Raw genomic sequence first — 22,562 nt, forward strand, 5'->3', positions numbered from 1 at the left:
CCTGCGGCCACAGTCATTGGTGGCGGTGACCGGCTCGGCAGTGGCGGCCACGTCCTATATAAATTTCTGTATAGTTGCCGTCGTGGGGAAAGCCTGGCAGATCGAGACCGAACCGGAGGTCCGGCAGTGGCTGGAACTCCTGACGGATGGCCAGTACGACCGAGTCGAGCGCTTGGTCGACATGCTCGCGGAGGATCCGAATACGCTCGGTGAGCCCTACTCGCGTCACCTCGGCGGCAAGTTGCGCGAGCTGCGCATGGTCATGGAAGGCAATGCGGTACGCATCACGTACTGGCTTGCGCCCGGACGGCGCATCGTGCTGTTGACGGTCTTCCGCAAGACCAGGCAGCGCGAGGTGGGGGAGGTATCGCGGGCTCGACGGATGCAGAAGGAGTGTGAGGCGGACCACGGTCCGGCCGGGCACATCTACGACCGCAACAAGGAGGCAGGCCAGTGAACCACTCACAGTGGAAGACCCGGCGGGCCAGGAAGCTCCTGGGGGAGACGGCAGAGGAGTCCCCCGCTTACGTCGAAGCCGGCTACGCGTTCGCGCTGGGGCAGGCGGTCTACGATCGACGGTGCGAACTCGGCTTTTCCCAGGCCGAGTTGGCCCGTCGCGCGGGCATGAATCAGCCGCAGATCTCCGGCATCGAGGGCGGTGACTCCGTGCCGACCCTGCCGCTGCTGACCCGCTTGGCCAAGGCTCTGGACGCATCACTCACCATCGACCTCGACGGCGACACCTCGGCCTTCCGCTTCACACCGCACGACGGTGACCGGACTCCGGATGAGTCTGCGGGTGGTCGTCCCTCGGTCGCGTGACGGGGTAGCCATCCGCATCTGTCGGAAGCCCGGTTCCGCGCCGAGCGGTGAGTGGGACGACCGGTCCTCATAGCACCAACGGACCCGTGGCCGGATGGACTCCCGGCAAAGCCCCGCGACTCTCATCCGCCGTGCAAGGATCGCGCACGGCTTGATCAGGAGCGACGGGGGGCGGGAGACGATGGACCGGCTGGGCCCCGGCGATCCCGTGCGCATCGGCCCCTTCCGGGTGCTGTCGAGGCTTGGCGCGGGCGGCATGGGACGCGTATATCTCGCCCGTGAGGAGGACGGCGCCGACGCGGCCACCGTGGCGGTGAAACTCGTCCGCACGGATCTCCCGGAGGGAGCCCAGCACGAGGCGTTCCGGCGCCGTTTTGGACCTCAAGCCGTCCAACATCCTGCTCACCGTCGACGGCCCCCGCGTCATCGACTTCGGCATCGTCCGCGCCGTGGACGCGTCCCTGGACAGCACCATCACCCGCACCGCTCACCCAACCGGTGGCCGCGACACAGCTGCGTTTTTCTCGGTACTCGTCAGTCAGACGGTCGGGCCGTGACCATCCACCCCGGGACCATCGGCTCAGCCGAGGTCACCGGTACCGGCGACTTCTGAGGGTGGCACTGTGAATGGTCGGCCGTGGTCCTCTTCGCCGAGCCCGAGCACCTGTGGACCTCTCCTGCCCGGATCAACCCAGCTCGGTCGGATCCCGGCTGCAAGGCGCTCCGAGGCCCGCTCGCCTATCGCGCGTATCAAGCATCGAGGCATACGGAAGCCAACGGGCGTGAAGGACTGAACACATCTGGTGTACGCCCCGCTTGATCGTCAGCGCCCCCGAACCGAAGTCGGCACCGCCGCATGCTGTTGCCGTTGGACCCACCGGGCAGCTCGCGAACCGAACAGGAGTACTGGACGCCCCCTATGACTGAGCCCTCCTATCTCGCCGCAGTCCGGGATTCGTACGACACCGTCGCCGCCGAGTACGTCCTGCGCGTCAAGGACCCGTCGGAGCTGGACCCCTTGTCACGCGCGATGCTGGCCGCGTTCGCCGAACTCGTGCGGGCCGCCGACCGAGGACCGGTCGCGGACCTCGGGTGCGGCCCCGGAAAGGTCACGGCCCATCTCGCGAGCCTCGACGTACCCGTGTGCGGCATCGACGTGTCGCCGGAGATGATCGAGCTGGCTCGGAGGGCCTATCCGGACCTGCGGTTCACCGTGGGCTCCATGACCGCGCTGGAGCTGGACGACGACGCGCTCGGCGGAATACTGGCCTACTACTCCACCCACCACACGCCCCCCCCGAAATGCTGCCGGTCGTGTTCGCCGAGTTCCACCGGACCCTGGCGCCGGGTGGACATCTGCTGCTCGTCGGCCACGTGGGAAGCGGTGAGCATCTGCGCCCGACACACGCCTACGGCGGTCACCCCGTCTCGTTCGGGTCGTATCTGCTGCCCGCAGACCGGATCACCGAGCTCCTGACCCGGGCTGGGCTCGAAGTCACCGCACGCCTGTTGCAGGAACCGGATGAGGGAACGACGAGGACCATTGCCTCCTTCACGGCCCGGAAGCCGACTGATCGCAGGGCGGACCGACCGTGAACCGGCCCAGCACGTGGGCATGACTCATAGGCGGTCCGGTGCCCGACGGTGGCCGGCGGGCCGGGTCTTCAGGTCTCACCGGGTGAGGCCGGGCCTGTTCTCCGCCCCCGGGATGCTCCTCCGCCGCAGACCCGCCGCGCCGGCGCGTGCGACGCGCCGACGACTGTCGCCGTGCATGCCAGGCCGCGGACCGCGTCGGCCGCTCGCGCCGGCCGGGTCATTCCGGCCCGGCGAAGTCCGCCGCGTGCCCAGAGGGAGAAGGGGATGACGACCAGCAGGGAGGTGGCCGCACCCGGGGTACCGCGTACGGCGGCGGCCTGGGCTAGGTGTGCCAGGCCGTGGAGCCCGAAGCCGTTCGGAGCGGTCTGGTATAACGCCGAGCGGCCGCCCGTGCGGTACCCGTCGGCGGCAGCGGCGGTGATCAGCACGCCCCTGGCCGCGACGGCTGTCGCGAACTCCCGCTCGTCGATGGACTCCAGGCGCTGCCACAGCCGTTCCGGAACCTGCGGAAGCTTGCAGTTCTGGCACGCGGGCGCGGAGCCATCGAGGCGTGACGGCCACCTCCTCCGCGTCGTGCAGAACCCACGCGGCCAATAACCCAAACGTCACCGCGGAGTCCGCCCGTTGGGCCTCTCCCGTGTCCTCATGCCCCATCATGGGACGGAAGTCTCACACAGCCCCGTGTCCCACCGGGCGTCGTCAGGCCTCCAGGCCCAGCATCCGCCGCAGGAGGTCGCGGAGGAGGGTGCGCTGCTCCGCCGACAGGGCGGCCAGGGGTTCGCGGGCGAAGTCGAGGGAGTCGCGGAGGCGGCGGGCGGTGGCGCGGCCCTCGGCGGTGGTGGCGGCCAGTTTGACGCGGCGGTCGGCCGGGTCGGGGCGGCGTTCGACGAGGCCGCGGGCCTCCAGCCGGTCGACGATGCCGGTGACGTTGGACGGCTCGCACTTCAGCCGCTGCGCGATCCGCCGCATCGGGAGCGGTTCCAGGGAGAGCAGGCCGAGCAGCCGGGCCTGGGCGCCGGTGAGGTGGTGCTCGGCCGCGGCGTCCTCGTACTCCTCGTGGTAGCGGGCCACGACGGCGGCGATGAGCTCGACGACCTCGAGGGTCAGGGGATCCGTGCTGCGTGGGGCCATGGCATCCAGAGTAACGATTTACTTGACAATCTGAAATATTGGGCAGCATGGTTGTTTCAGGTAGTGAAGTATCTGGTCGCCGCTGGGTTGCAGCGCGGCCCTGAGGAGGAGTGACCCATGCCGGAACAGCCCGTACCGTCCGGACTGCCGCGCGCCGACCGCGCGTGGCATCTCGTCGCCCGGCCGCACGGCACGCCGGTACCGGAGGACTTCGCGCTGCGGGAGATCCCCGTCACGGAGCCCGGCCCCGGTGAGATCCTGGTCCGGAATCTGCATCTGTCGGTCGACCCCTACATGCGCGGCCGCATGAACGACGTCAAGTCGTACGTCCCGCCGTTCCGGCTGGACGCGCCCATGGACGGCGGCGCCGTCGGCGAGGTCGTGGCCTCGGAGGCGGACGGGTTCGCCGTGGGGGACCACGTACTGCACGGGCTGGGCTGGCGCGAGTACGCCGTCGTGAAGGCCGAGCACGCCACCAAGGTGGACCCGGCCGTCGCCCCGCTCACCGCCTATCTCGGCGTGCTCGGGATGCCCGGTCTCACCGCCTACGCCGGGCTGCTGGAGGTCGCCTCCTTCCAGGAGGGCGACGCGGTCTTCGTCTCCGGCGCGGCCGGTGCCGTCGGCAGCCTGGTCGGCCAGATCGCCCGGCTCAAGGGCGCCTCCCGCGTCATCGGCAGCGCCGGCTCGGACGAGAAGGTACGGGCCCTGACCGAGGAGTACGGCTTCGACGCCGCGTTCAACTACAAGAACGGCCCGGTGGGGGAGCAGTTGAAGGAGGCGGCGCCGGACGGCATCGACGTCTACTTCGACAACGTCGGCGGCGAACACCTGGAGGCGGCGATCAGCTCCCTCACGGTCCACGGCCGTATCGCCGTCTGCGGAATGATCTCCCAGTACAACGCCACCGAGCCGTCGCCCGCGCCGCGCAATCTCGCCCAGGTCATCGGCAAGCGGCTCCGCATCCAGGGGATGCTCGTCGGCGACCACCAGGCGCTGCAGCCGCGGTTCGTCGAGGAGGTCGGCGGCTGGATCCGGTCCGGCGACCTCCACCACCCCGAGACCGTCGTGCACGGCATCGACCACGCCGTCGACGCCTTCCTGGGCATGCTGCGCGGCGAGAACACCGGAAAGATGATCGTCAGCCTCGACGGCTGACGCCCTTCCTCTGCCCCCACGCACCACCCCCACGCACCACCCCGCGTACCGCCGTCTTCTTGGCGTCGGCCGGGTTCGCAGCGCCGGCGGAGATGCCCGGCGCGCGGAAGCACAGTCCTGGCAGCAGGTTCAAGAGCGCACAAGTCGTGCGCACCACAGGAGGATTCACATGTCCGTCCAGACCGTCGACGTTCTGTACACCGCGATAGCCACCGCCGAGGGAGGGCGTGACGGCCGGGTCGCCACCGACGACGGCAAGCTCGACGTGGTCGTCAACCCGCCCAAGGAGCTGGGCGGGAGCGGTGCGGGAACCAACCCCGAGCAGCTCTTCGCCGCCGGGTTCAGCGCCTGCTTCCAGAGCGCGCTGGGTGTGGTCGCCCGGCAGCGGAAGGCCGACATCACCGGCTCGCGCGTGACGGCGAAGGTCGGCATCGGAAAGGCCGGGGCCGGTTTCGGCCTGGAGGTCGAACTGGCCGTCCACATCCCGGGCGCGGACGAGGCGACCGTCCGCGAACTGACCGAGGCGGCGCACGAGGTCTGCCCGTACTCCAACGCCACCCGCGGCAACATCAAGGTCGGCCTGACGGTCGCCTGACCTCCGCCGCACCGTCGCCCCGCACCGGCCCCGCCCCGAATCCACGGGCGGGGCTTGTGCCGTCCGGGGCCCCGATAAGCTGCCGTCATGCGTGATCTCGGGGTGGGTTTCGGTTACTTGGCCAAGGGCCAGCGGTGGGTGAGCCGGCGGGGCAGCCGGATGAAGACGGGGCTGCTGCTGCCGCCGCTCATCACCCTGGCGCTGTATGTGGCGGCGCTGGTCGTCCTCGGCTTCTGGGCCGACGACATCACCGCCTGGGCCACCCCGTTCGCCGACGACTGGGACTCGCCCTGGCAGGGCCTCCTCCGCGGAACCCTCACTGCGCTGCTCTTCGTCGGCGGGCTGTTCTTCGCGGTGGTGACGTTCGCCGCGGTGACCCTCCTCGTCGGCCAGCCGTTCTACGAAGCCCTGGCCGAGCAGGTGGACGAGTCCGAGGGCGGCGCCCCGGCGGGGCCCGAACTGCCGCTCTGGCGCGAGCTGGTGATCTCGGCGCGGGACAGCCTGCGGGTGCTCCTCTGGGTTGCCGTCTTCGGGGTGTCCCTGTTCGCGCTGGGCTTCGTGCCCGTCATCGGACAGACCGTCGTGCCCGTGGCCGGTGTCTGCGTCTCGGGGTTCTTCCTCACCGTCGAGCTGGCCGGAGTGGCGCTCGCGCGCCGCGGCCTCCCGATCAAGGAGCGGTTCCGGCTGCTGCGCGGCCGGATGATGCTCACCCTCGGCTTCGGTGTGCCGCTGGCGCTGGCCTTCCTCGTCCCGGTCGTCGCCGTCTTCCTGATGCCGGGCGCGGTGGCGGGGGCGACCCTCCTCGCCCGCGACCTGCTGCCGCCCGAGGAGGAGCCGCCGGGCCCCGGGGCCGGCAAACCGGGCAGGGCGGACCCGGCCCGGCCCGCACCCCGGCCTGGCCCCCGGCGCCGTCGGCCGGCTGACCTTCCTGCGGAGCAAGTCCGCCCCCGTGACGGCACGGAACCGGCTACGGAACTGACGGCGCGCAACGGCCGCCGGCACGCGTGAACACCGCGGGCCGCACCCCATCTCCCGGGTGTGCGGCCCGTGTTGGCGTGTCGGCGGCTTTGCCGTTTCTCTGCGCGAAGCGTTGACGGGGCATTCTTTCGAATCTATCTTGCCGTTCGAAGTTACGGGCGCCATTCGAAATTTCGAACGGTGTCAGCCCTCCCGCACGCCATGAGCATCCCGAAGACGTAGGGATACCCGCCGTCATGCAGCAGAGTTCACGAACTTCACGGAGCCGCAGAAGCGTGCTCACCGGCCTCGGTGCCCTCGCCGCGGCCGGCACCCTCGGAACCGCCGCCTCCGGCTGCGCGGCCCCCTCGGCCGCCGGCGCCGACCGCACCCGCCTGCGCTTCTGGCACCTCTTCGGCGGCGGTGACGGCGTCAACATGCAGACGCTGCTGGACGCCTTCCGCGCCGAACACCCCCACATCGGCCTGGAGGCCGCCACCCTCCAGTGGGGCGCGCCGTACTACACCAAACTCGGCATGGCCGGTGCCGGCGGACGGGCCCCGGAGGTGGCCGCCCTCCACCTCACCCGTCTCCCCGGCTTCGCCCCCGGCCGGCTCCTCGACCCCTTCGACCTCGGCCTCCTCGCCGAACACGGCGTCCGCCCGCAGGACTTCCCCGAGGACATCTGGCGCCGGGGTTCCGTGGACGGCGAGCAGTACGCCGTCCCGCTCGACACCCACCCCCTGGTCCTCTTCTACAACACCGAGATCTGCAAGAAGACCGGTCTCCTCGGTGACGACGGGAAGCTCAAACCCCTCCAGGGCGCCCGGGAGTTCACCGAGGCCCTGCGGGCCGTCAAGAAGACCACCGGCCGACCCGCCATCGCCATGGAGACCATGGGCGCCGACACCGTCGGCCCCTGGCGGCTCTTCGCCGCCTTCTACTCCCAGACCGGCGGCACCGTCCTCGACGACACCGGCACCCGGATCACCATCGACGACGCCAAGGCCCTGCGGGTCCTGGAGTGGATGCGCTCCCTCGTCGACGAGGGACTGGCCATCCACCGGGTCGACTACCAGGGCGGCGTCGGCGCCTTCAACACCCAGCGGACCGCCTTCCTCATCAACGGGGAGTGGGAGGTCAGCACCTTCCTCACCACGAAGATCCCCTTCTCCATGACCCGGATCCCGGACCTCTTCGGCCGGGCCTCCACCTTCGCCGACTGCCACACCTTCGTCCTCCCGCACCAGGCCGACCGCGGCGGCGAGAGCAACGAGGCCGCCCACGCCTTCGTCGCCTGGCTGCTCAAGCACACCGTGGAATGGGCCAAGGGCGGCCACGTCCCCGCCTATCTGCCCACCCTGGAGAAACCGGAGTACCTGGAGCTCACCCCCCAGTCCGAGTACCGCTCGGTCCTGGACGACGTGGCCCTCGACCCGCCCGCCTGGTTCGCCGGCTCCGCCTCCTCGATGCAGATCGAGCTCGGCGCCGTCTTCTCCGGCGTGCTCACCGGCTCCCGCAGCCCGCGGAACGGCCTCGCCGAGGCGAAGCGCCGGCTGCGGAAACTCCTCGACACCCCGAACCCCTTCGGAGGCGCGGCATGACCACCACCTCCGCCGTACCGCCCGCCGCGCCCGCCGCCGAGGCCCGGGCCGGGACGACGGGCCCCGTGCGGTCCGTCCGCCACAAGTGGACCGAGCACGGGCTGCTCTTCACCGCTCCGTTCCTCCTCGTCTACGCCCTCTTCCTGGTGTGGCCGCTGCTCTACGGCGTCAAGATGAGCCTCGGCGACGACAACATCGCCGGCACCGAGTCGGAGTTCATCGGGCTGGACAACTACGCCGAGGCGCTGACCGACCCGAACGTCTGGTCCTCCCTCTGGAACACCCTCTGGTTCACCGTCCTCAGCACCGTCCCGCTGGTCGTACTGGGGCTGGTCCTCGCGCTGCTGGCCCACCATCTGCGGGTGGTGCAGTGGCTGTGGCGGCTCTCCTGGTTCGCGCCGTTCCTGCTGCCCTCGGGCGTCGTCTGCCTGCTCTGGCTGTGGATGATCTACCCGTCCGACTTCGGCCTGGCCGACCTGCTGCTGGGCGCCGCCGGGCTCGACCCGGACATCGGCTGGCTCAGCGACACCCGCTACGCGATGCTCTCCATCGTCCTCACCACCGTGTGGTGGACCGTCGGCTTCAACTTCCTGCTCTACCTCGCCGGACTCCAGTCCATCCCGCAGCACCTCTACGAGGCCGCCGAGATCGACGGCGCCGGGCCCTGGCACCGGCTGTGGCACATCACCCTGCCGAGCCTGCGCCGCACCACCTTCGTCGTGCTGGTGCTCCAGCTGCTGGCCTCGCTCAAGATCTTCGACCAGGTCTACATCATGACCGGCGGCGGCCCCGACGAGTCCACCCGGCCGATCCTCCAGTACGTCTACCAGGCCGGCTTCACCGGCTACCGGATCGGCTACGCCTCCGCCATCTCCTACGTGTTCTTCGCCCTGATCGTCGTCGTCTCGCTGGTCCAGCTGCGGCTGTCCCGGCGCGCCAGTGAGGAGAGTGACCGGTGAGCGCAACCGCCGTGGAAGGCACCACCGCGGCCGGTGCCCCGGTGCCGGGCGCCGCCGCCGCGCCCGGGACCGGCGGGGGCCGCACGCCCCGCTGGACGCGTGGCCGGATCGCCCTGCTCGCCCTGGCCCTGCTGCTGGCCGTCGCCTGGCTGCTGCCGCTCGCCTGGGCCGTGGCCACCTCCCTCAAACCGGCGAGCGAGACGACGAAGACCACACTGGAGTGGGTGGGCTCGACCATCACCTTCGACGCCTACGGCGAGGTGTGGGCGTCCGGCGACCTCGCCCGCTGGATGTTCAACTCCGCCTATATCGCGGTGATGACGACGCTGCTGACGGTCACCACCTGCGCGATGGCCGCCTACGGCTTCGCCCGCACCGAGTTCCGCGGACGCCGCGTCCTCTACGGGATCGTGCTCGCCGGGATCATGGTGCCGCCGCAGGTGCTCATCGCCCCGCTCTTCGCCGAGATGGTGCGGCTGCGGCTCGTCGACACCTACTGGGGCGTGATCCTGCCGCAGGTCGCCGTGCCCGCCATGGTCTTCATCCTGGTGAAGTTCTTCCAGGGCGTGCCGCGCGAGCTGGAGGAGGCCGCCTTCTGCGACGGCGCCGGGCGGTGGCGGGTCTTCTGGCAGATCGTGCTGCCGCTCTCCCGGCCCGTGCTCGCCGCCGTCGCGATCTTCACCTTCATCTCCACCTGGAACAACTTCCTCTGGCCGTTCCTGGTGACCACCGACCCGGCCGGGATGACGCTGCCCGTCGGGCTCGTCAACGTCCAGTCCACCTACGGCGTGCGCTACGCCCAGGTGATGGCCTCCCTCGTCATCGCCGGGCTGCCGCTGCTCGTCGTCTTCGCGATCTTCCAGCGCCAGATCGTCCGCGGCGTCGCCCATACGGGCCTCGCCGGCCAGTAGCCAGGGTCCGGACCGGGGGCCCGCGGCGGCTCCACGGTCCGGACCGGCCCACGCGCAACGCAACGCACCCCGTACGCGCGACGCATCCACGCACCACGCACCCGCGTACGACCCGCCCTCCCGTATCCCCACGCCCCCACAACGGAAGGACACCCCCATGCGTCGCCGACGCGCTCTGCTCACCGCCCTGCCCGCGGCCCTGCTGCTCGCCCTGCTGCCGTCCGGTGCCACCGCCTACCCCAACCCGGGGCTGGTCACCGGCGATGTCGTCGTCCACGACCCGACGATGATCAAAACCACCGACGGGCGCTACGTCCTCTACTCCACCCACGGCGGCCTGGAGGCCCGCACCTCCACCGACCGCACCCACTTCACCCGCGCCGGATCGGCCTTCACCAGCCTGCCGTCCTGGTGGTCGGAGTACTCCCCGGAGCGGGACCCCTGGGCGCCCGATATCTCGTACCACAACGGCGCCTACTGGATGTACTACGCCGTCTCCTCCTTCGGCTCCAACCACTCGGCCATCGGGCTGGCCAAGAGCTCCACCGGCCTGCCCGGCAGCTGGAGCGACCGCGGCATCGTGTACCGCACGAGCACGAGCGACAACCACAACGCCATCGACCCGAACCTCTTCGTGGACGACGACGGCAGCTGGTGGCTGAGCTTCGGCTCCTACTGGACCGGGATCAAGATGATCCGCCTCGACCCCGCCACTGGGAACCGGCACAGCGACCGCACCGTTCACAACCTCGCCACCCGGCCCGACGCGCCGCACGCCGTGGAGGCCCCGCAGATCGTCAAACGGGACGGGTTCTACTACCTGTTCGCCTCGTACGACCGGTGCTGCGCCGGCACCGACTCCACCTACAAGATCAAGGTGGGCCGGGGGAGCAGCCCGACCGGCCCCTACACCGACCGGAACGGTGTGCGGATGATGGACGGCGGCGGCACTCCCGTGCTGGAGACCCACGGGCGTTACATCGGCCCGGGCGGGCAGTCCGTCCTGAAGGACAGTGACGGGCATGTGCTCGTTTACCACTACTACGACCGCGACGACAACGGCACACCCAAGCTCGGCATCAACCTGCTGAGCTGGAGCGGCGGCTGGCCCACCGCGTACTGACCCCCGGCCGGGCCCGGCACCCGCATCCGGCACCCGGGCCCGGCCTCCGTACCGCCGGCACCGCCGTCCTCCCCGCCTCCCTCCTCCCATTCCCCGGACCGAAAGGCCTCCATGACCGCCCGCACCGCCCGCACCGCCCGCATCACCCTGGATCCCGCGTTCGCCGTCGGCGACGTCAACCCCCGCCTCTTCGGCTCCTTCGTCGAGCACCTGGGCCGCTGCGTCTACACGGGCGTGTACGAACCCGGCCACCCGGCCGCCGACGAGGCGGGGCTCCGCACCGATGTCCTCGAACTGGTCCGCGAGCTCGGTGTCACCGCCATCCGCTACCCCGGCGGCAACTTCGTCTCCGGCTACAAGTGGGAGGACGGCACCGGCCCCGTGGAGGACCGGCCGCGCCGCCTCGACCTCGCCTGGCGCTCCACCGAGACCAACCGCTTCGGCCTCGCCGAGTACATGGACTTCGTCGCGAAGGCGGGCGGCGAGCCGATGATGGCCGTCAACCTCGGCACCCGCGGCGTCGCCGAGGCGCTCGAACTCCAGGAGTACGCCAACCACCCCGGCGGCACCGAGCTCTCCGAGCGCCGTATCGCGCACGGCGCGAAGGACCCGTACGGCATCCGCCTCTGGTGCCTGGGCAACGAGATGGACGGGCCCTGGCAGACCGGCCACAAGACGGCGGAGGAGTACGGCCGGCTGGCCGCCGAGACCGCCCGCGCCATGCGGCAGATCGACCCGGACGTGGAACTGGTCGCCTGCGGCAGCTCCGGCCAGTACATGCCGACGTTCGCCGCCTGGGAGGCCACCGTCCTGGCGGAGTGCTACGACCTCGTCGACCACATCTCCCTGCACGCCTACTACGAGGAGAAGGACGGCGACCGCGGCTCCTTCCTGGCCTCCGCCGTCGACATGGAGTCCTTCATCGAGAACGTGATCGCCACCTGCGACCACGTCGGCGCCCGGCTCAAGTCGAAGAAGCGCGTCAACCTCTCCTTCGACGAGTGGAACGTCTGGTACCTCTCCCGCTTCCAGGAAGAGGCCGAGCGCAACCCGGGCCAGTGGGAGGAGGCGCCGCGGCTGCTGGAGGACAACTACAGCGTCACCGACGCCGTCGTCTTCGGCTCGCTGCTCATCGCGCTGCTCCGGCACGCGGACCGGGTGACCGTCGCCTGCCTCGCCCAGCTCGTCAACGTCATCGCCCCGATCCTCACCGAACCCGGCGGCCCCTCCTGGCGGCAGACCACCTTCTTCCCCTTCGCGCAGGCGTCGCGGTACGGACGCGGCCGGGTCCTCATGGTCGACCCGGCCGGACCGGTGTACGAGACCGCGCGCTACGGAGAGGTGCCGCTGCTGCACGCCACGGCGGTGCAGGACGAGGAGACCGGCGCGGTCACCGTCTTCGCCGTCAACCGCAGCCAGACCGAACCGCTGCCCCTGGAGGCCGCGCTGCACGGCCTGTCCGTCGGACGGGTCGCCGAGCACAGCGTGCTGGCCGACGCCGACCCGGAGGCCCGCAACACCCTCGCCGAACCGGAACGCGTCACCCCGCACGCGGCGGCGGAGGGCACCGAACTGGCGGACGGCGTGCTGCGCACGGTGCTGGAACCCCTGTCCTGGAACGTCATCCGCCTCGTCTGACGGGGCGGAGCGGCCGGACCGGACGGGCCCCGGCCCGCCCCGGTTGCTCCGGCACCGCCCCCACACGTGCCCAACGGCTGTACGCCGAACAGCCGTTGGGCACTCCCTCCGGTACGGGCCCGCACCCACCGGGCAGCTGCACGACCCCACCCCGTACCGCTCCGTTCCACCGGCACACCGGCACACCGGCAACACCGCACCACCGGACGGACCCGCCCACCGATCCGCAGCCCCCACCCGTATCGGAAGGGATTCCCGTGCTCCGCTTCATGCGCTTACCGCACCTCACACCTCCGCCGCGCCCGCGCAGGCAGGCGCCCCCGCCCGCACCCGCGCTCCCGGGCCGCCGCCCTGGCGGCCGCGCTGCTCGCGCTGGTGCTCGCCGCCGCCCCGCAGCCCGCCACGGCGGAGCCCGCGACGGTCCGTCCGGCAGCGGCCACCGGCACCACCGGCACCGCGGCGGGATCCGCGGCCCCCTCGGCGGAGGGCCGCCCGTACACCAACCCGGTCAAGGCGCAGAAGGGCGCCGACCCCTGGATCCGCTACCACGACGGCCACTACTACATGATCAGCACCTCGTGGACCTCCGAGCTGACCATGCGCAAGTCGCCCACCCTCGCCGGGCTCTCCACCGCGCCCAGCGTGCGGGTGTGGTCCGACACCACCGCCTCCCGCTGCTGCAACATGTGGGCACCGGAGATGCACTACCAAGGCGGCCGCTGGTACCTCTACTACACCGCCGGCCAGGGCATCGAGGACTACGGCCCGACCCAGCGGCTGCACGTCCTGGAGAGCGCCGGCTCCGACCCGATGGGCCCGTACGCCTACAAGGCCCGCATCACCCACCCCAGCCTGGACGGCTGGCTCATCGACGGCAGCCTGATGGAACAGGGCGGCCGCCTCTACATGCTGGCCAGCGCCTTCACCGACGGCGGCACCCAGAACCTCGTCATCGCGCCGATGAGCAACCCGTACACGGTCAGCGGCGCGTTCCGGACCTTCTCCACCCCCACCCACGCCTGGGAGCGCTCCGGCGACCCGGTCAACGAGGGCCCCGAGGTGCTGCAGCGCGGCGGCCGCACCTTCGTCATCTACTCCGCCAGCGGCTGCTGGACCCCCGACTACAAGCTCGGGCAGCTCGAACTGACCGGCGCCGACCCGCTCAGCGCCGCCTCCTGGACCAAGAAGCCGGAGCCGGTCTTCCAGCGCAGTGACGCCAACAGCGTCTACGGCCCCGGCCACAACGGCTTCTTCACCTCACCCGACGGCACCGAGAACTGGATCGTCTACCACGCCAACGACGACGCCGGCGACGGCTGCAGCAACGCCCGCACGGCCCGCGCCCAGAAGTTCACCTGGAACGCCGACGGCACCCCCCGCTTCGGCACCCCGGTCCGGCTGGGCACCACCCTCCCCGGCCCGTCCGGCGAGACGGCCGCCACCCCGGCCGCGTACACCCTCGTCAACCGCAACAGCGGCAAGTGCCTGGACGTGGAGGACGGTTCCACGGCCGACGGCGCGAACGTCCGCCAGTGGACGTGCAACGGCGCGGACGCCCAGCGCTGGCGGATCGAGGATCTCGGCGACGACACCAGCCGCCTGGTCGGCGTGGCCGGCGGCAAGGTCCTGGACACCGCCGACTGCTCCGCGGAAGACGGCGCCGGTCTGCGCCAGTGGTCCTGGCTGGACAACACCTGCCAGCGCTTCCGCCTCGCCGTCACGGACAGCGGCGGCTGGGTCCGGCTCATCAACGCGGCGAGCGGCAAGGTCGCGGACGTGGCGGACTGCTCCACGGCCGACGGGGCCGACGTCCGCCAGTGGTCCTGGCTGGACAACGCCTGCCAGCAGTGGCAGCTGAAGCCGGTCTCCTGACCGGCCGGCCACCGGCGTGGCGTCCGCGCGCACTGCCCGCGCGGACGCCGCGCTCCGCGCCTCCAGCGTTCACGGGTTTCTACATTCCGTGATGAGATTCACACGACCTGTAGTGGTATGGCGGTTGCGCCGTTCACCACGGAGGGGAGACAACAAGCATGGAGCCCCACACCTACGCCCTGTGCTGTCCTCCGCAGATCACCGTCCCGAAGATCGCCCGCGACTTCGTGACGAGCGTCCTGCGCTCCCTGGACCTGCGGCACATCACCGACAGCGCGGCTCTGTGCACCTCCGAACTGGTCACCAACTCCTATGTGCACACCAACAGGGGCGGGGACTCCGGCTCCGGCATCGGCTCGCTGCTGTGGCTGGTGGTCGAGCCGACCCTCGTACGGATCAGCGTCTACGACGCCAACCCGTCCGCCCCCGCCCCGCGCAGCGCCCGGGACGACGACGAGGGGGGCCGCGGCCTCGCCCTGGTCGCCGCCCTCGCCGACGCCTGGGGCCATGTACGGGGCGGTCCGCCCGGCCTCAACGCACGCCAGGGCAAGGGCGTCTGGTGCGAACTGGGCACCCTCCGGGCGTAGCCGGCCGCGCCCGGGACCGGTTCCCCCAGCCGGGCAGTCGGACCGGATCTGCCCCCTGCCGCAGCCGCGCGCAGTCGGCACGGGCTCGGCCTGCCCTGCGGTAGCTTGAAAACGTGACAGTCCAGACGATCGAAGAGGTCCGTCTCACCGCGTTCAAGAGCTTCCGCGACGAAGTGCTCCCGCTCGCGCCGCTCACCGTCCTGATCGGCCGGAACAGCAGCGGCAAGTCCAATGCTCTGGACGGCCTGGAAGTCCTGTCCCGCTTGGCGCGGGGCGAGGACGTGATCGAGGCGCTGGAGAGCCGTCGCAGTGAGTCCGGACCGGTACGGGGCGGGCTGGCCGGCTGTGTGCCGCACGGCTCCGATCACTTCACCCTCGGCTGCACCGTGCGGAGGGAGGAGTCGGGCGAGCGGTATCTGGTCGATCTCGACGTCACGGTCCAGGTGGAGCCGGAGGTCCGGATCGTCTCCGAGCGCATCACCGGCCCGACGCACCGCGGCCGGAAGGCCGTACTGGAGATGACCGAACCGAGCGGGCCCGGCCCCGTAGTGGCGACCGTGCACAACGGAAAGCCGGGCCGGCACCCCCGGATGATGTTCCGGGCGTCGAGACTTCTCACCTCGCAGGTCCCCGGCCGCCTGGTCGGCGAGACCGTGGGCGAACAGGACACCCTGTGGTGCGCCGAGACAGTGCTCTCGGCGCTGACGGGGGTCTTCCATCTCGACCCGGTGCCGCACCTCATGCGCCAGTACGTGCCGGCGCGCGATGTGCATCTGCGGCGCACGGCGGAGAATCTGTCCGCCGCGGTGGGAGACCTCCAGCGCCGGGAATCGGGCCTCTTCCAGCGGCTGGTGGAACTGCTGCGGGGCCTGACCGATCACGACATCGAAAGGCTGGCGGTCACCAACTCCGAACTGGGCGACGTGATGCTGGCCCTGGACGAGGGGCGATTCGGGCTCACCCCGGCCCGGGAGATGAGCGACGGGATGCTGCGCTTCCTGGCGGTGGCCACCTCGCTGCTCACCGGGGGCAGCGGCCTCGACCTGGGTCCCCGACTCGCGGAGCAGGACGAACGCTCCCTGATGCTGGTGATCGAGGAACTGGAGAACGGACTGCACCCCTCACAGGCGTCCGAGGTGCTGCACCTGGTGCGGCAGGCCAGCGCCGAGAACAGCACGCAGGTCCTGATCACCACACACAGTCCGGCTTTGCTCACGGCGCTCGACAGCGCCGACCACGAAGGCGTCGTCGTCTGCACGCGCGACCGTGAGTCCGGCACCAGCCGCCTCGGCCGGCTCACACAACTGGAGGGCTACCCGGCGGCCATGGCCGCCGGAACCCTGGGCGACGTGGTGACGCAGGGCCGGCTGGAGCACCGTGACCGCGGCGACCGCGACTACACGGAATTCGACCGGCTGCTCGGAATCGGGTGAACGTGGCGCGCAGAGTCGAGTTCGTCGACACATCCGTCCTCTGCAATCTCCTCGGCGTCCCCGGAAAATGCCAGGACCGGGAGCAGGTGGCCCCCACGACCTGCGCCGCAAACGCGAAGCCCGGAACTGCACGCTGCTGCTCCCCGTGACGGCGGTGATCGAGACCGGGAACCACATCGCTCAGTTACCGGACGGCAAGGCACGCCGCGCCTGCGCCGAGCGCTTCGCCGCGGTCCTCCGGACGGTGGTGGAGGGCACTGCACCCTGGGCGCTGAACGAGGTCGAGTGGAACGCCGCTCATCGGGAGACCCTGCTCGCAGGGGGACGGACGGGCAGCAGCCTGATCGAGCATGCCTGCAACCGTCTGGGCTGCGGCGATCTCAACATCCTCGTCGAGCGCGACCGGTACCTGGCCCGGACCTCCGGTATCGAGGCCGGGGTGTGGACGCTCGATGCCCTTCTCGCGTCCTACGCCTGACGGGTCGACGGCAGAGCAGACGCGGGACCGGGCCCTTCACGCCGCAGGGAGTGAAGGGCGGACCGGTCCCGCTCCGTATGTCCGCGTCAGTGTGGTCGGCTGCTGCGTGCACGGGCAGCCGGCCCGTCGAATTCGCCGGCTTTGACCCCGCGCAGCAGAGCACCGAGCACCGTGGGGCGGAGCGTGAGGACCGCACCCGGGTGATCGCTCTCGCGGAGGGCGATGGCGGCCGGGCCGGCCGCGGCGAGTTCGACGCACTCGCCCTCCTCCTGCGAGTAGGACGACTTCTGCCAGATGGTCTTCTCGGCCAACGGATGACCCTTCACAGCTCTCGGACGACCGACTGGATGAAGGCGCGCGACTCGGTTTCCCCGAGCGCCGCCGACCGTATGGCGTCGAAGAGCGTCCGGTACTTCCGGAGCTGGGGCTCGGTGTGGAGCAGTCCCATGCCGTGCGCGGCGTCGACCTGCACGCTGTCGAGCTGCGGGACGGGCCCGCAGGCGTAGAGCATCGCGTGCCCGGACCCGATGTGCGCCTCGGAGGCGAAGGGGATCACGCGGAGGCTGATGTAGGGCTGCTCGCTCAGGCTCTGCAGGGCCTTCAGCTGTTCGCGCACCACCGCGCGGCCGCCGAAGCGCATGCGCAGCGCGGCCTCGTGGATGACCACCTCATAGGGGGACGTGCGGTGCCGGCTCAGGACGGACTGCCGCTCCATGCGGTGCGCGACGCGGGCCTCCAGCTCGGTCTTGGGCAGCGGGGGCAGGGCGGCGCCGAAGATGGTGCGGGCGTACGCCTCGGTCTGTAACAGGCCGGGGATGTGAGTGATCTGGATGGTGCGGAGCCGGGTCGCGTGATGTTCCAGTTCGGAGAGGTCCAGCATCGAGGCGGGCAGCACGCCCCGGTACGCCTCCCACCAGCCCTGGCCGCGCTGTTCGTAGGTGATGGCCACGAGGGCGTCGATCAGCGCGCTGTCGCCGCAGGAGTAGAACGTCGCGAGCCGCCGCAGGCGCTCCTCGCCGACCCCGAGCCGTCCCGCCTCGATATGGCTGACCTTGGCGGGGTCCACCCCCAGGAGTTTCGCGGTGTCGCGGGCGGTGACCCCCGCGGCCTCGCGCATCCTCCGCAACTCGGCACCCAGTCGCTCCTGACGAGCTGTCGGCGCGCTTCTCAGCGACATGGCGTCCCCTCGTGGCTCGTGTGTCGCATGTGACGCAACACCTTTTCATGAACCAGAGGAAGCGAGGGACGTGGAGGGACCAGGTTGCAGGGGTGCCACCTTGCCCCCGGCGGCGGTGCCGGGGAGGCAGACGTCCTGCCATGGTGCTCCGGGGGCGCCGGGACCGCTGCTGCCCGGCATGGCGAGTCCCGGTCGGTGGTGACCGGCAGCAGATCCCTGCGGTACTCGCCGGCTTGGGCCATGTGGTGCCGCACCGCGCCGATCCAGCGTCCCGCGTTCACCGACACGTCCGAGTAGAGATCCGCGAACATCTCGGCGATCTCGCCGTACTCGCGACCGTTCCGAGCGCTGTACAGAAACTCGGTGCGCTGCGGATAGCAGGACGCCATGGTTCCGGCGTCGACCGCGTCTCACCGGGTGCGCTGCTCTGCCTGGTGCAGAGCCTCGGCGTCCTCGACAGCTCCCCACTCCCGCGCCCGCTCGAAGTGGCGACTGATGCGGGCCGCCCGCTCCTGCTGCTCGACGTAGAAGTGGAGCGCGAGGTTCACCGCTTCCTTCTTCGTCCTTGCCTTCGAGAGCGCCATGACCCGCCGCAGTGCGTCGTCATCAATGTCGATTTGCGCAAGGGACACACCGAGCCTCCGCCCATGTTGGTGATGTACATCGAAGTACAGAGAGCAGTCTTCCGCCCGCGAGCAGAGGCAGCTGCGCGCAACGCCTGCCTCTGCACACAGCGAGCCCGCTCGCGGAACCGGCAACGGCCCGGGCCTCCGTCTCACCCCGCGTCGGGGGGCAGGACGCAGGCTGCATCCGCTTCGCCGGTTCAGACAGCGCTTCCGCGCACCGCCGCCGCCCAGTACGGCACATCTTTCCCGTCGGCGCGGGGGTGTTCACGGCTGGTGCTGTTTTACGGGGGAATGGCCGCAGGAAGCTGTAGGAAACCGATGGCCGGCTTCCAGTGGGGAGGTGACCGGGAAGAGCAGGGTGACGATCAAGAACGCAGTGGTCGCGCCGACCTCGCCTCGGTCGAGTGCCGACCGCACACCGGGCATGGTCTCCCCGGCCGAGTGACGACGAAGGGACATTCGCCACCCTCCAAGCCCGGCTGGGAATACCGTTCTGAGGGCCCAGCGGAACGGAGAACACCATGACTGAGCACACCGATACCCACATCGGCGCGCGACTGCGGGATGTGCGCAAAAGGCGTGGTCTGACGCAGAGGGAGCTGGCCCGCTCGTCCGGCGTCTCCCTGTCCCTCATCCGCAAGTTGGAGCAAGGGGAGCTGGTCGGCACGCGAATGGAGACAGCGCGGCTGCTGGCCGTCGCGCTCAGGGTCCCCACGGCGCGGCTCCTGCGGCGGGACGCCGACCCGGCGGACGCCGCCACAACGGACCAGTGGGCGCCGGTACGGGCTGCGTTTCTGGCCCCGCCCGCCGACACACTGGACGAGGAGCCAACCACGGCAGGTATTTCCAGGGCCCTAGCCGCAGCCGAACCGCTCTTCGCCACCGTGCATTTGAGCGGCCTGGCGACCGTGGTCCCGCCGCTGATCCGGGACGCCGACGCACTGACCGGTACCGACCGCCGGACCCGCGCCGTACAGGTCCGGGTGCTCCAGCTCGCCGGGTGGCTGCTGACGCAGACACGGCAGTACGAGGGCGCGGCCGCAGCCCTCGACCGTGCGCTGGACATGGCCCCGGACCGGCTGGACGGTGCCGCCACGGTCAGCACCATGGCCTGGCTCATGCTCCGCCAGGGCCGGTTGGAGGAGGCGCGGGAGCTGTCCGTGCGGTGGGCGGACGAGACAGAGCCCCGCATGTCCCGCGCCACCCCGGCCGAACTCGCCGCATGGGGTTGGATGCTGCTGCGCACGGGCGCGGCAGCGGTGCGGGACAACCGGCCCGGGGAGGCTGCGGACGCGCTGCGGCTGGCCCGGGCCGCGGCGGCCGCGCTGGGCCGGGATGACGCCGCCGGGGTGGACCGCATGCGCCGGTTCGGGCCGCTGAGGGTGCAGCAGTACGCGGTCGAGCACGCCGCTGTCCAGGGCCGGCCGGAGACGGTCCTCCGCCTGGCGGCGAGGATGCCGGCGGATATACCCCCGAGCAGCAGCCACGCCCGGCACCGGCTCGATGTCGCGGATGCTCATGCGCGGCTGAGGCAGCACGAAGAGGCGATGCGGATTCTGCAGGAGCTCCGCGCGGAACGACCGGAGTGGCTGCGGCAGCAGCGGTACGCGCGCGACATCACCTGCCGGATCATCGGCCGCCGGCGGACGCTGACAGCGGAGATGCGGGAACTCGCCGATGCGATCGGTGTCCCCGTGTGATGCGGGCCCTTGGCCCCGGTGCCTGGTACATCCCCCCGGCCCTGAGGGAAAGTGCCATGGTGGCGGGCACAGCGAATTTTCTACTCTCGGTGACGTACTGATCACTGAAAGGCCGGGAGTGTCGACATGTCCACCACCGATCGCAGTGCCCCGTCCGGCACGCCACCCGTGTCCGCGCTGGAGTGGATCCGCCGTGCGGGCGGCAGTCCCGGGCAGGCGGCCGTCGCGTGGCTGGCGGACGAGCTCGTCACGGTCCCGGTGGGTGTCGCCTGGGACGTCGCACGACTGCCGGCCGCCGAGGGGTGGCGGACCGTACAGATCCTGCAGAACCTGGGGGAGGCCGGCCCCGTCCTGCTCGGCCCGAAGGGCGTCGAGGTGATGGTGCCGGTGGGCGCGGCCCACGACTGGGACCTGCCCGGTGCGCGCGTGCTGGCCCGGGCCGAGCACGTCGATGTGCCGCCCCCTCGGGTGGTCGCACCGCACACCCGGCACCGGCACACGTGGATCGTCCCCCCGACCGGCGAGCCCGCCGTGCTGACGGACGCCGACGCCCTGTACGGGGCCTACGCGGCAGCCCTCGCCACCGGAGCGTCCGCCCGGTGAGGCAGTGTGCGCGGTGCGGTCAACTCGGTCGACTGGTGCGGGTCGGCGCAAGGGACGGTGCCGGCACCGGAGCTGTGGTGTACGCCTGTCCCGGGCACGCCGCTGAGTATCCGCCGCTGACCGGGACGGACGACCCGATCGGCCTGATCGAGTCGGTGGCGCGGGCCCGCCGGGAGCGGGATGCGGCCGGGCGGTGAGGCTGCGGTGGTGCGCGTGGCACGAGCTGCTCGCTCCGGACACCGTGCCGGTCCGGGTCGTCGAGGCCGGGCTGGGTGCTGGGTACCGGTGGTATGCCTGCCGCGGCTGTGTCAGTGATCTGGGGCTGGTTCCGCTGAACGAGCGCGCTGAGTCCGGCTCGACTCACCCCGCTCCGGGCCTCCGCCTCATCCCCGCGGGTCGGAGGCCCGGGCCGGGTGGTCAGCGGGCCGAGAAGGAGTGGACCGTCTCCGAGCGGTAGGTTTCGCCGGGGCGGAGGACCGTGGACGGGAACGACGGCTGGTTCGGGGAGTCCGGGAAGTGCTGGGTCTCCAGGCAGAAGCCGTCGCCCTGGCGGTAGATCCGGCCGGAGGTGCCGGCGTAGCCGGCGTCCAGGAAGTTGCCGGTGTAGAGCTGCACGCCCGGCTCGGTGGTGGCGATCCGCATGGTGCGGCCGGAGCGCGGGTCGGTGACGGTCATGGCGTGGCGCGGGCGGGCGGTGATGCCCTTGTCCAGGACGTAGTTGTGGTCGATGCCCCGCCCGTACAGCACCTGTTCGTGTGCCTCGCGGATGTCCCGGCCGATCGGCTTGGCGCGCCGGAAGTCGAAGGGCGTACCGGCCACCGGGAGGAGCTTGCCCGTGGGGATGAGCGTGGCGTCCACCGGGGTGATGCGGGACGCCTCAAGCCACAGCTCGTGGTCCATGATCGTGCCGGTGCCCTCGCCGCCGAGGTTGAAGTAGGTGTGATTGGTGAGGTTCACGACGGTGGGGGCGTCCGTCGTCGCCTCGTAGACGATGCGGAAGTCCCCGCGGGAGGTGAGGATGTAGTCCACCCGCACCGTCAGCTCGCCCGGGTAGCCCATCTCGCCGTCCGGGCTGACCCGGGTGAGCGTCAGGCCGGCGTCCCCGCCCCGGGTGAAGGGCTCGACGTCCCAGACCCGCTTGTCGAAGCCCCGGTCGCCACCGTGCAGGCTGTTCTCCCCGTCGTTGAGCGGGAGTTGGTAGGTCCTGCCGTCAAGGGTGAAGCGGCCCCGGGCGATGCGGTTGCCGAAGCGGCCGATCAGCGCGCCGAAGAACGGGCTGTGCTCGGTGTACGAGGCGAGGTCCGCGAAGCCGAGGGAGACATTGGCCGTGCGGCCGTGCCGGTCGGGGATCTCCAGGGACTGGACGATCCCGCCGTACGACAGTACCCGCAGCCGCGTGCCGCCGCGGGCGAGGGTCCAGCGGTCGACCCGGGTGCCGTCCGGGAGGCTGCCGAAGCCCTCCCGGGTGGGGCGGCCCCGTCCGGTGGGCCCGGCCTCCCCCGGGGCCGCGGCCCCGCTCCCGACTCCGGCCCGGTCCCGGGCCTGCGCCGCGCCTGGTGTCGTCATGCCTGCCGCCAATCCTGCGGCCGCAGCCG

At 71.0% G+C, this 22,562-nt stretch carries 23 protein-coding genes and 1 pseudogene; 18 read left to right on the forward strand and 6 right to left on the reverse strand.

Annotated elements, in window-relative coordinates:
- The first annotated feature begins 82 nt into the window (after nt 1–82).
- The 4 genes and pseudogenes from E4N63_RS23010 to E4N63_RS23025 all read left to right on the forward strand — a co-directional run bounded on the left by E4N63_RS23010 (nt 83) and on the right by E4N63_RS23025 (nt 2,418).
- Nucleotides 83–457, forward strand: a complete 375-nt coding sequence (locus E4N63_RS23010) for a type II toxin-antitoxin system RelE/ParE family toxin (RefSeq protein WP_230241594.1) — start codon at nt 83–85, stop codon at nt 455–457.
- Nucleotides 454–822, forward strand: a complete 369-nt coding sequence (locus E4N63_RS23015) for a helix-turn-helix domain-containing protein (RefSeq protein WP_230241595.1) — start codon at nt 454–456, stop codon at nt 820–822. Before E4N63_RS23010 ends, E4N63_RS23015 begins: the two co-directional genes overlap by 4 nt.
- Nucleotides 823–1,196: 374 nt before the next feature.
- Nucleotides 1,197–1,379 carry a hypothetical protein gene (locus E4N63_RS31590; protein ID WP_374112819.1) on the forward strand — a complete coding sequence of 61 codons (183 nt, stop codon included), beginning with the start codon at nt 1,197–1,199 and terminating at the stop codon, nt 1,377–1,379.
- A 362-nt stretch (nt 1,380–1,741) separates the two neighbouring features.
- Nucleotides 1,742–2,418, forward strand: a pseudogene (locus E4N63_RS23025) (class I SAM-dependent methyltransferase).
- A 68-nt stretch (nt 2,419–2,486) separates the two neighbouring features.
- Here E4N63_RS23025 and E4N63_RS23030 read toward each other — a convergent pair.
- Nucleotides 2,487–3,020 carry an HXXEE domain-containing protein gene (locus E4N63_RS23030; protein WP_374112820.1) on the reverse strand — a complete coding sequence of 178 codons (534 nt, stop codon included), beginning with the start codon at nt 3,018–3,020 and terminating at the stop codon, nt 2,487–2,489.
- Between the two features lie 97 nt (nt 3,021–3,117).
- Nucleotides 3,118–3,549, reverse strand: a complete 432-nt coding sequence (locus tag E4N63_RS23035) for a MarR family winged helix-turn-helix transcriptional regulator (protein ID WP_043460197.1) — start codon at nt 3,547–3,549, stop codon at nt 3,118–3,120.
- 117 nt (nt 3,550–3,666) lie between these two features.
- Between E4N63_RS23035 and E4N63_RS23040 the strand changes: the two genes are divergently transcribed.
- The 12 genes from E4N63_RS23040 to E4N63_RS23095 all read left to right on the forward strand — a co-directional run bounded on the left by E4N63_RS23040 (nt 3,667) and on the right by E4N63_RS23095 (nt 16,861).
- Complete coding sequence (locus tag E4N63_RS23040; protein WP_230241596.1) at nt 3,667–4,704, forward strand: NADP-dependent oxidoreductase; 1,038 nt, start codon at nt 3,667–3,669, stop codon at nt 4,702–4,704.
- 169 nt (nt 4,705–4,873) lie between these two features.
- Entirely contained in the window at nt 4,874–5,299 is a 426-nt protein-coding gene (locus tag E4N63_RS23045) for an organic hydroperoxide resistance protein (protein ID WP_125626678.1), read from the forward strand.
- A gap of 87 nt (nt 5,300–5,386) precedes the next feature.
- Nucleotides 5,387–6,307 carry an EI24 domain-containing protein gene (locus tag E4N63_RS23050; protein ID WP_230241597.1) on the forward strand — a complete coding sequence of 307 codons (921 nt, stop codon included), beginning with the start codon at nt 5,387–5,389 and terminating at the stop codon, nt 6,305–6,307.
- 206 nt (nt 6,308–6,513) lie between these two features.
- Entirely contained in the window at nt 6,514–7,860 is a 1,347-nt protein-coding gene (locus tag E4N63_RS23055; RefSeq protein WP_125626676.1) for an extracellular solute-binding protein, read from the forward strand.
- Complete coding sequence (locus tag E4N63_RS23060) at nt 7,857–8,819, forward strand: carbohydrate ABC transporter permease (protein WP_125626675.1); 963 nt, start codon at nt 7,857–7,859, stop codon at nt 8,817–8,819. The genes E4N63_RS23055 and E4N63_RS23060 overlap by 4 nt, the downstream gene beginning before the upstream one ends.
- A gap of 11 nt (nt 8,820–8,830) precedes the next feature.
- On the forward strand, nt 8,831–9,730 hold the full coding sequence (locus tag E4N63_RS23065; RefSeq protein WP_374112886.1) for a carbohydrate ABC transporter permease: 900 nt from the start codon (nt 8,831–8,833) through the stop codon (nt 9,728–9,730).
- Between the two features lie 157 nt (nt 9,731–9,887).
- On the forward strand, nt 9,888–10,853 hold the full coding sequence (locus tag E4N63_RS23070) for an arabinan endo-1,5-alpha-L-arabinosidase (protein WP_230241598.1): 966 nt from the start codon (nt 9,888–9,890) through the stop codon (nt 10,851–10,853).
- Between the two features lie 111 nt (nt 10,854–10,964).
- On the forward strand, nt 10,965–12,491 hold the full coding sequence (locus E4N63_RS23075; protein WP_230241599.1) for an alpha-N-arabinofuranosidase: 1,527 nt from the start codon (nt 10,965–10,967) through the stop codon (nt 12,489–12,491).
- 372 nt (nt 12,492–12,863) lie between these two features.
- Nucleotides 12,864–14,363: a family 43 glycosylhydrolase gene (locus E4N63_RS23080; protein ID WP_374112887.1), complete on the forward strand. Its 1,500-nt coding sequence runs from the start codon at nt 12,864–12,866 to the stop codon at nt 14,361–14,363.
- 158 nt (nt 14,364–14,521) lie between these two features.
- Nucleotides 14,522–14,950, forward strand: a complete 429-nt coding sequence (locus E4N63_RS23085) for an ATP-binding protein (RefSeq protein ID WP_125625308.1) — start codon at nt 14,522–14,524, stop codon at nt 14,948–14,950.
- 113 nt (nt 14,951–15,063) lie between these two features.
- The gene (locus E4N63_RS31245; protein WP_230241601.1) at nt 15,064–16,383 is read left to right on the forward strand and encodes an AAA family ATPase; all 1,320 of its coding nucleotides are present in this window, start codon (nt 15,064–15,066) and stop codon (nt 16,381–16,383) included.
- A gap of 67 nt (nt 16,384–16,450) precedes the next feature.
- Nucleotides 16,451–16,861, forward strand: coding sequence for a hypothetical protein (locus E4N63_RS23095; RefSeq protein WP_228429786.1), 411 nt, complete (start codon nt 16,451–16,453; stop codon nt 16,859–16,861).
- 86 nt (nt 16,862–16,947) lie between these two features.
- Here E4N63_RS23095 and E4N63_RS23100 read toward each other — a convergent pair whose 3' ends face one another.
- From E4N63_RS23100 to E4N63_RS23110, 3 genes are all read right to left on the reverse strand, one after another.
- Nucleotides 16,948–17,172, reverse strand: a complete 225-nt coding sequence (locus E4N63_RS23100) for a DUF397 domain-containing protein (protein WP_230241602.1) — start codon at nt 17,170–17,172, stop codon at nt 16,948–16,950.
- An 11-nt stretch (nt 17,173–17,183) separates the two neighbouring features.
- Complete coding sequence (locus E4N63_RS23105) at nt 17,184–18,038, reverse strand: helix-turn-helix transcriptional regulator (protein WP_230241603.1); 855 nt, start codon at nt 18,036–18,038, stop codon at nt 17,184–17,186.
- 410 nt (nt 18,039–18,448) lie between these two features.
- Entirely contained in the window at nt 18,449–18,670 is a 222-nt protein-coding gene (locus E4N63_RS23110; RefSeq protein WP_230241604.1) for a type II toxin-antitoxin system VapB family antitoxin, read from the reverse strand.
- Between the two features lie 515 nt (nt 18,671–19,185).
- Here E4N63_RS23110 and E4N63_RS23115 point away from each other — a divergent pair.
- On the forward strand, nt 19,186–20,364 hold the full coding sequence (locus tag E4N63_RS23115) for a helix-turn-helix transcriptional regulator (protein ID WP_230241605.1): 1,179 nt from the start codon (nt 19,186–19,188) through the stop codon (nt 20,362–20,364).
- 126 nt (nt 20,365–20,490) lie between these two features.
- Nucleotides 20,491–20,967, forward strand: coding sequence for a hypothetical protein (locus tag E4N63_RS23120; RefSeq protein ID WP_228429785.1), 477 nt, complete (start codon nt 20,491–20,493; stop codon nt 20,965–20,967).
- Nucleotides 20,968–21,384: 417 nt separating this feature from the next.
- Here the strand turns inward: E4N63_RS23120 and E4N63_RS23125 are convergent, their stop codons facing one another.
- The gene (locus E4N63_RS23125; protein ID WP_228429784.1) at nt 21,385–22,533 is read right to left on the reverse strand and encodes an aldose epimerase family protein; all 1,149 of its coding nucleotides are present in this window, start codon (nt 22,531–22,533) and stop codon (nt 21,385–21,387) included.
- Nucleotides 22,534–22,562: the final 29 nt, after the last annotated feature.

Source organism: Streptomyces sp. MNU89 (genome assembly GCF_020982505.1).
Classification (GTDB): Bacteria; Actinomycetota; Actinomycetes; order Streptomycetales; family Streptomycetaceae; genus Streptomyces; species Streptomyces xinghaiensis.

Bases quoted from the DNA above. Each gene is read 5' to 3' on its own strand.
- E4N63_RS23085 (WP_125625308.1), top strand. From the start codon at position 14,522: ATGGAGCCCCACACCTACGCCCTGTGCTGTCCTCCGCAGATCACCGTC.
- E4N63_RS23070 (WP_230241598.1), top strand. From the start codon at position 9,888: ATGCGTCGCCGACGCGCTCTGCTCACCGCCCTGCCCGCGGCCCTGCTG.
- E4N63_RS23040 (WP_230241596.1), top strand. From the start codon at position 3,667: ATGCCGGAACAGCCCGTACCGTCCGGACTGCCGCGCGCCGACCGCGCG.
- E4N63_RS23105 (WP_230241603.1), bottom strand. From the start codon at position 18,038: ATGTCGCTGAGAAGCGCGCCGACAGCTCGTCAGGAGCGACTGGGTGCC.
- E4N63_RS23055 (WP_125626676.1), top strand. From the start codon at position 6,514: ATGCAGCAGAGTTCACGAACTTCACGGAGCCGCAGAAGCGTGCTCACC.
- E4N63_RS23125 (WP_228429784.1), bottom strand. From the start codon at position 22,533: ATGACGACACCAGGCGCGGCGCAGGCCCGGGACCGGGCCGGAGTCGGG.
- E4N63_RS23060 (WP_125626675.1), top strand. From the start codon at position 7,857: ATGACCACCACCTCCGCCGTACCGCCCGCCGCGCCCGCCGCCGAGGCC.
- E4N63_RS23075 (WP_230241599.1), top strand. From the start codon at position 10,965: ATGACCGCCCGCACCGCCCGCACCGCCCGCATCACCCTGGATCCCGCG.
- E4N63_RS23050 (WP_230241597.1), top strand. From the start codon at position 5,387: ATGCGTGATCTCGGGGTGGGTTTCGGTTACTTGGCCAAGGGCCAGCGG.
- E4N63_RS23115 (WP_230241605.1), top strand. From the start codon at position 19,186: ATGACTGAGCACACCGATACCCACATCGGCGCGCGACTGCGGGATGTG.
- E4N63_RS23120 (WP_228429785.1), top strand. From the start codon at position 20,491: ATGTCCACCACCGATCGCAGTGCCCCGTCCGGCACGCCACCCGTGTCC.
- E4N63_RS23095 (WP_228429786.1), top strand. From the start codon at position 16,451: ATGCCAGGACCGGGAGCAGGTGGCCCCCACGACCTGCGCCGCAAACGC.
- E4N63_RS23045 (WP_125626678.1), top strand. From the start codon at position 4,874: ATGTCCGTCCAGACCGTCGACGTTCTGTACACCGCGATAGCCACCGCC.
- E4N63_RS23035 (WP_043460197.1), bottom strand. From the start codon at position 3,549: ATGGCCCCACGCAGCACGGATCCCCTGACCCTCGAGGTCGTCGAGCTC.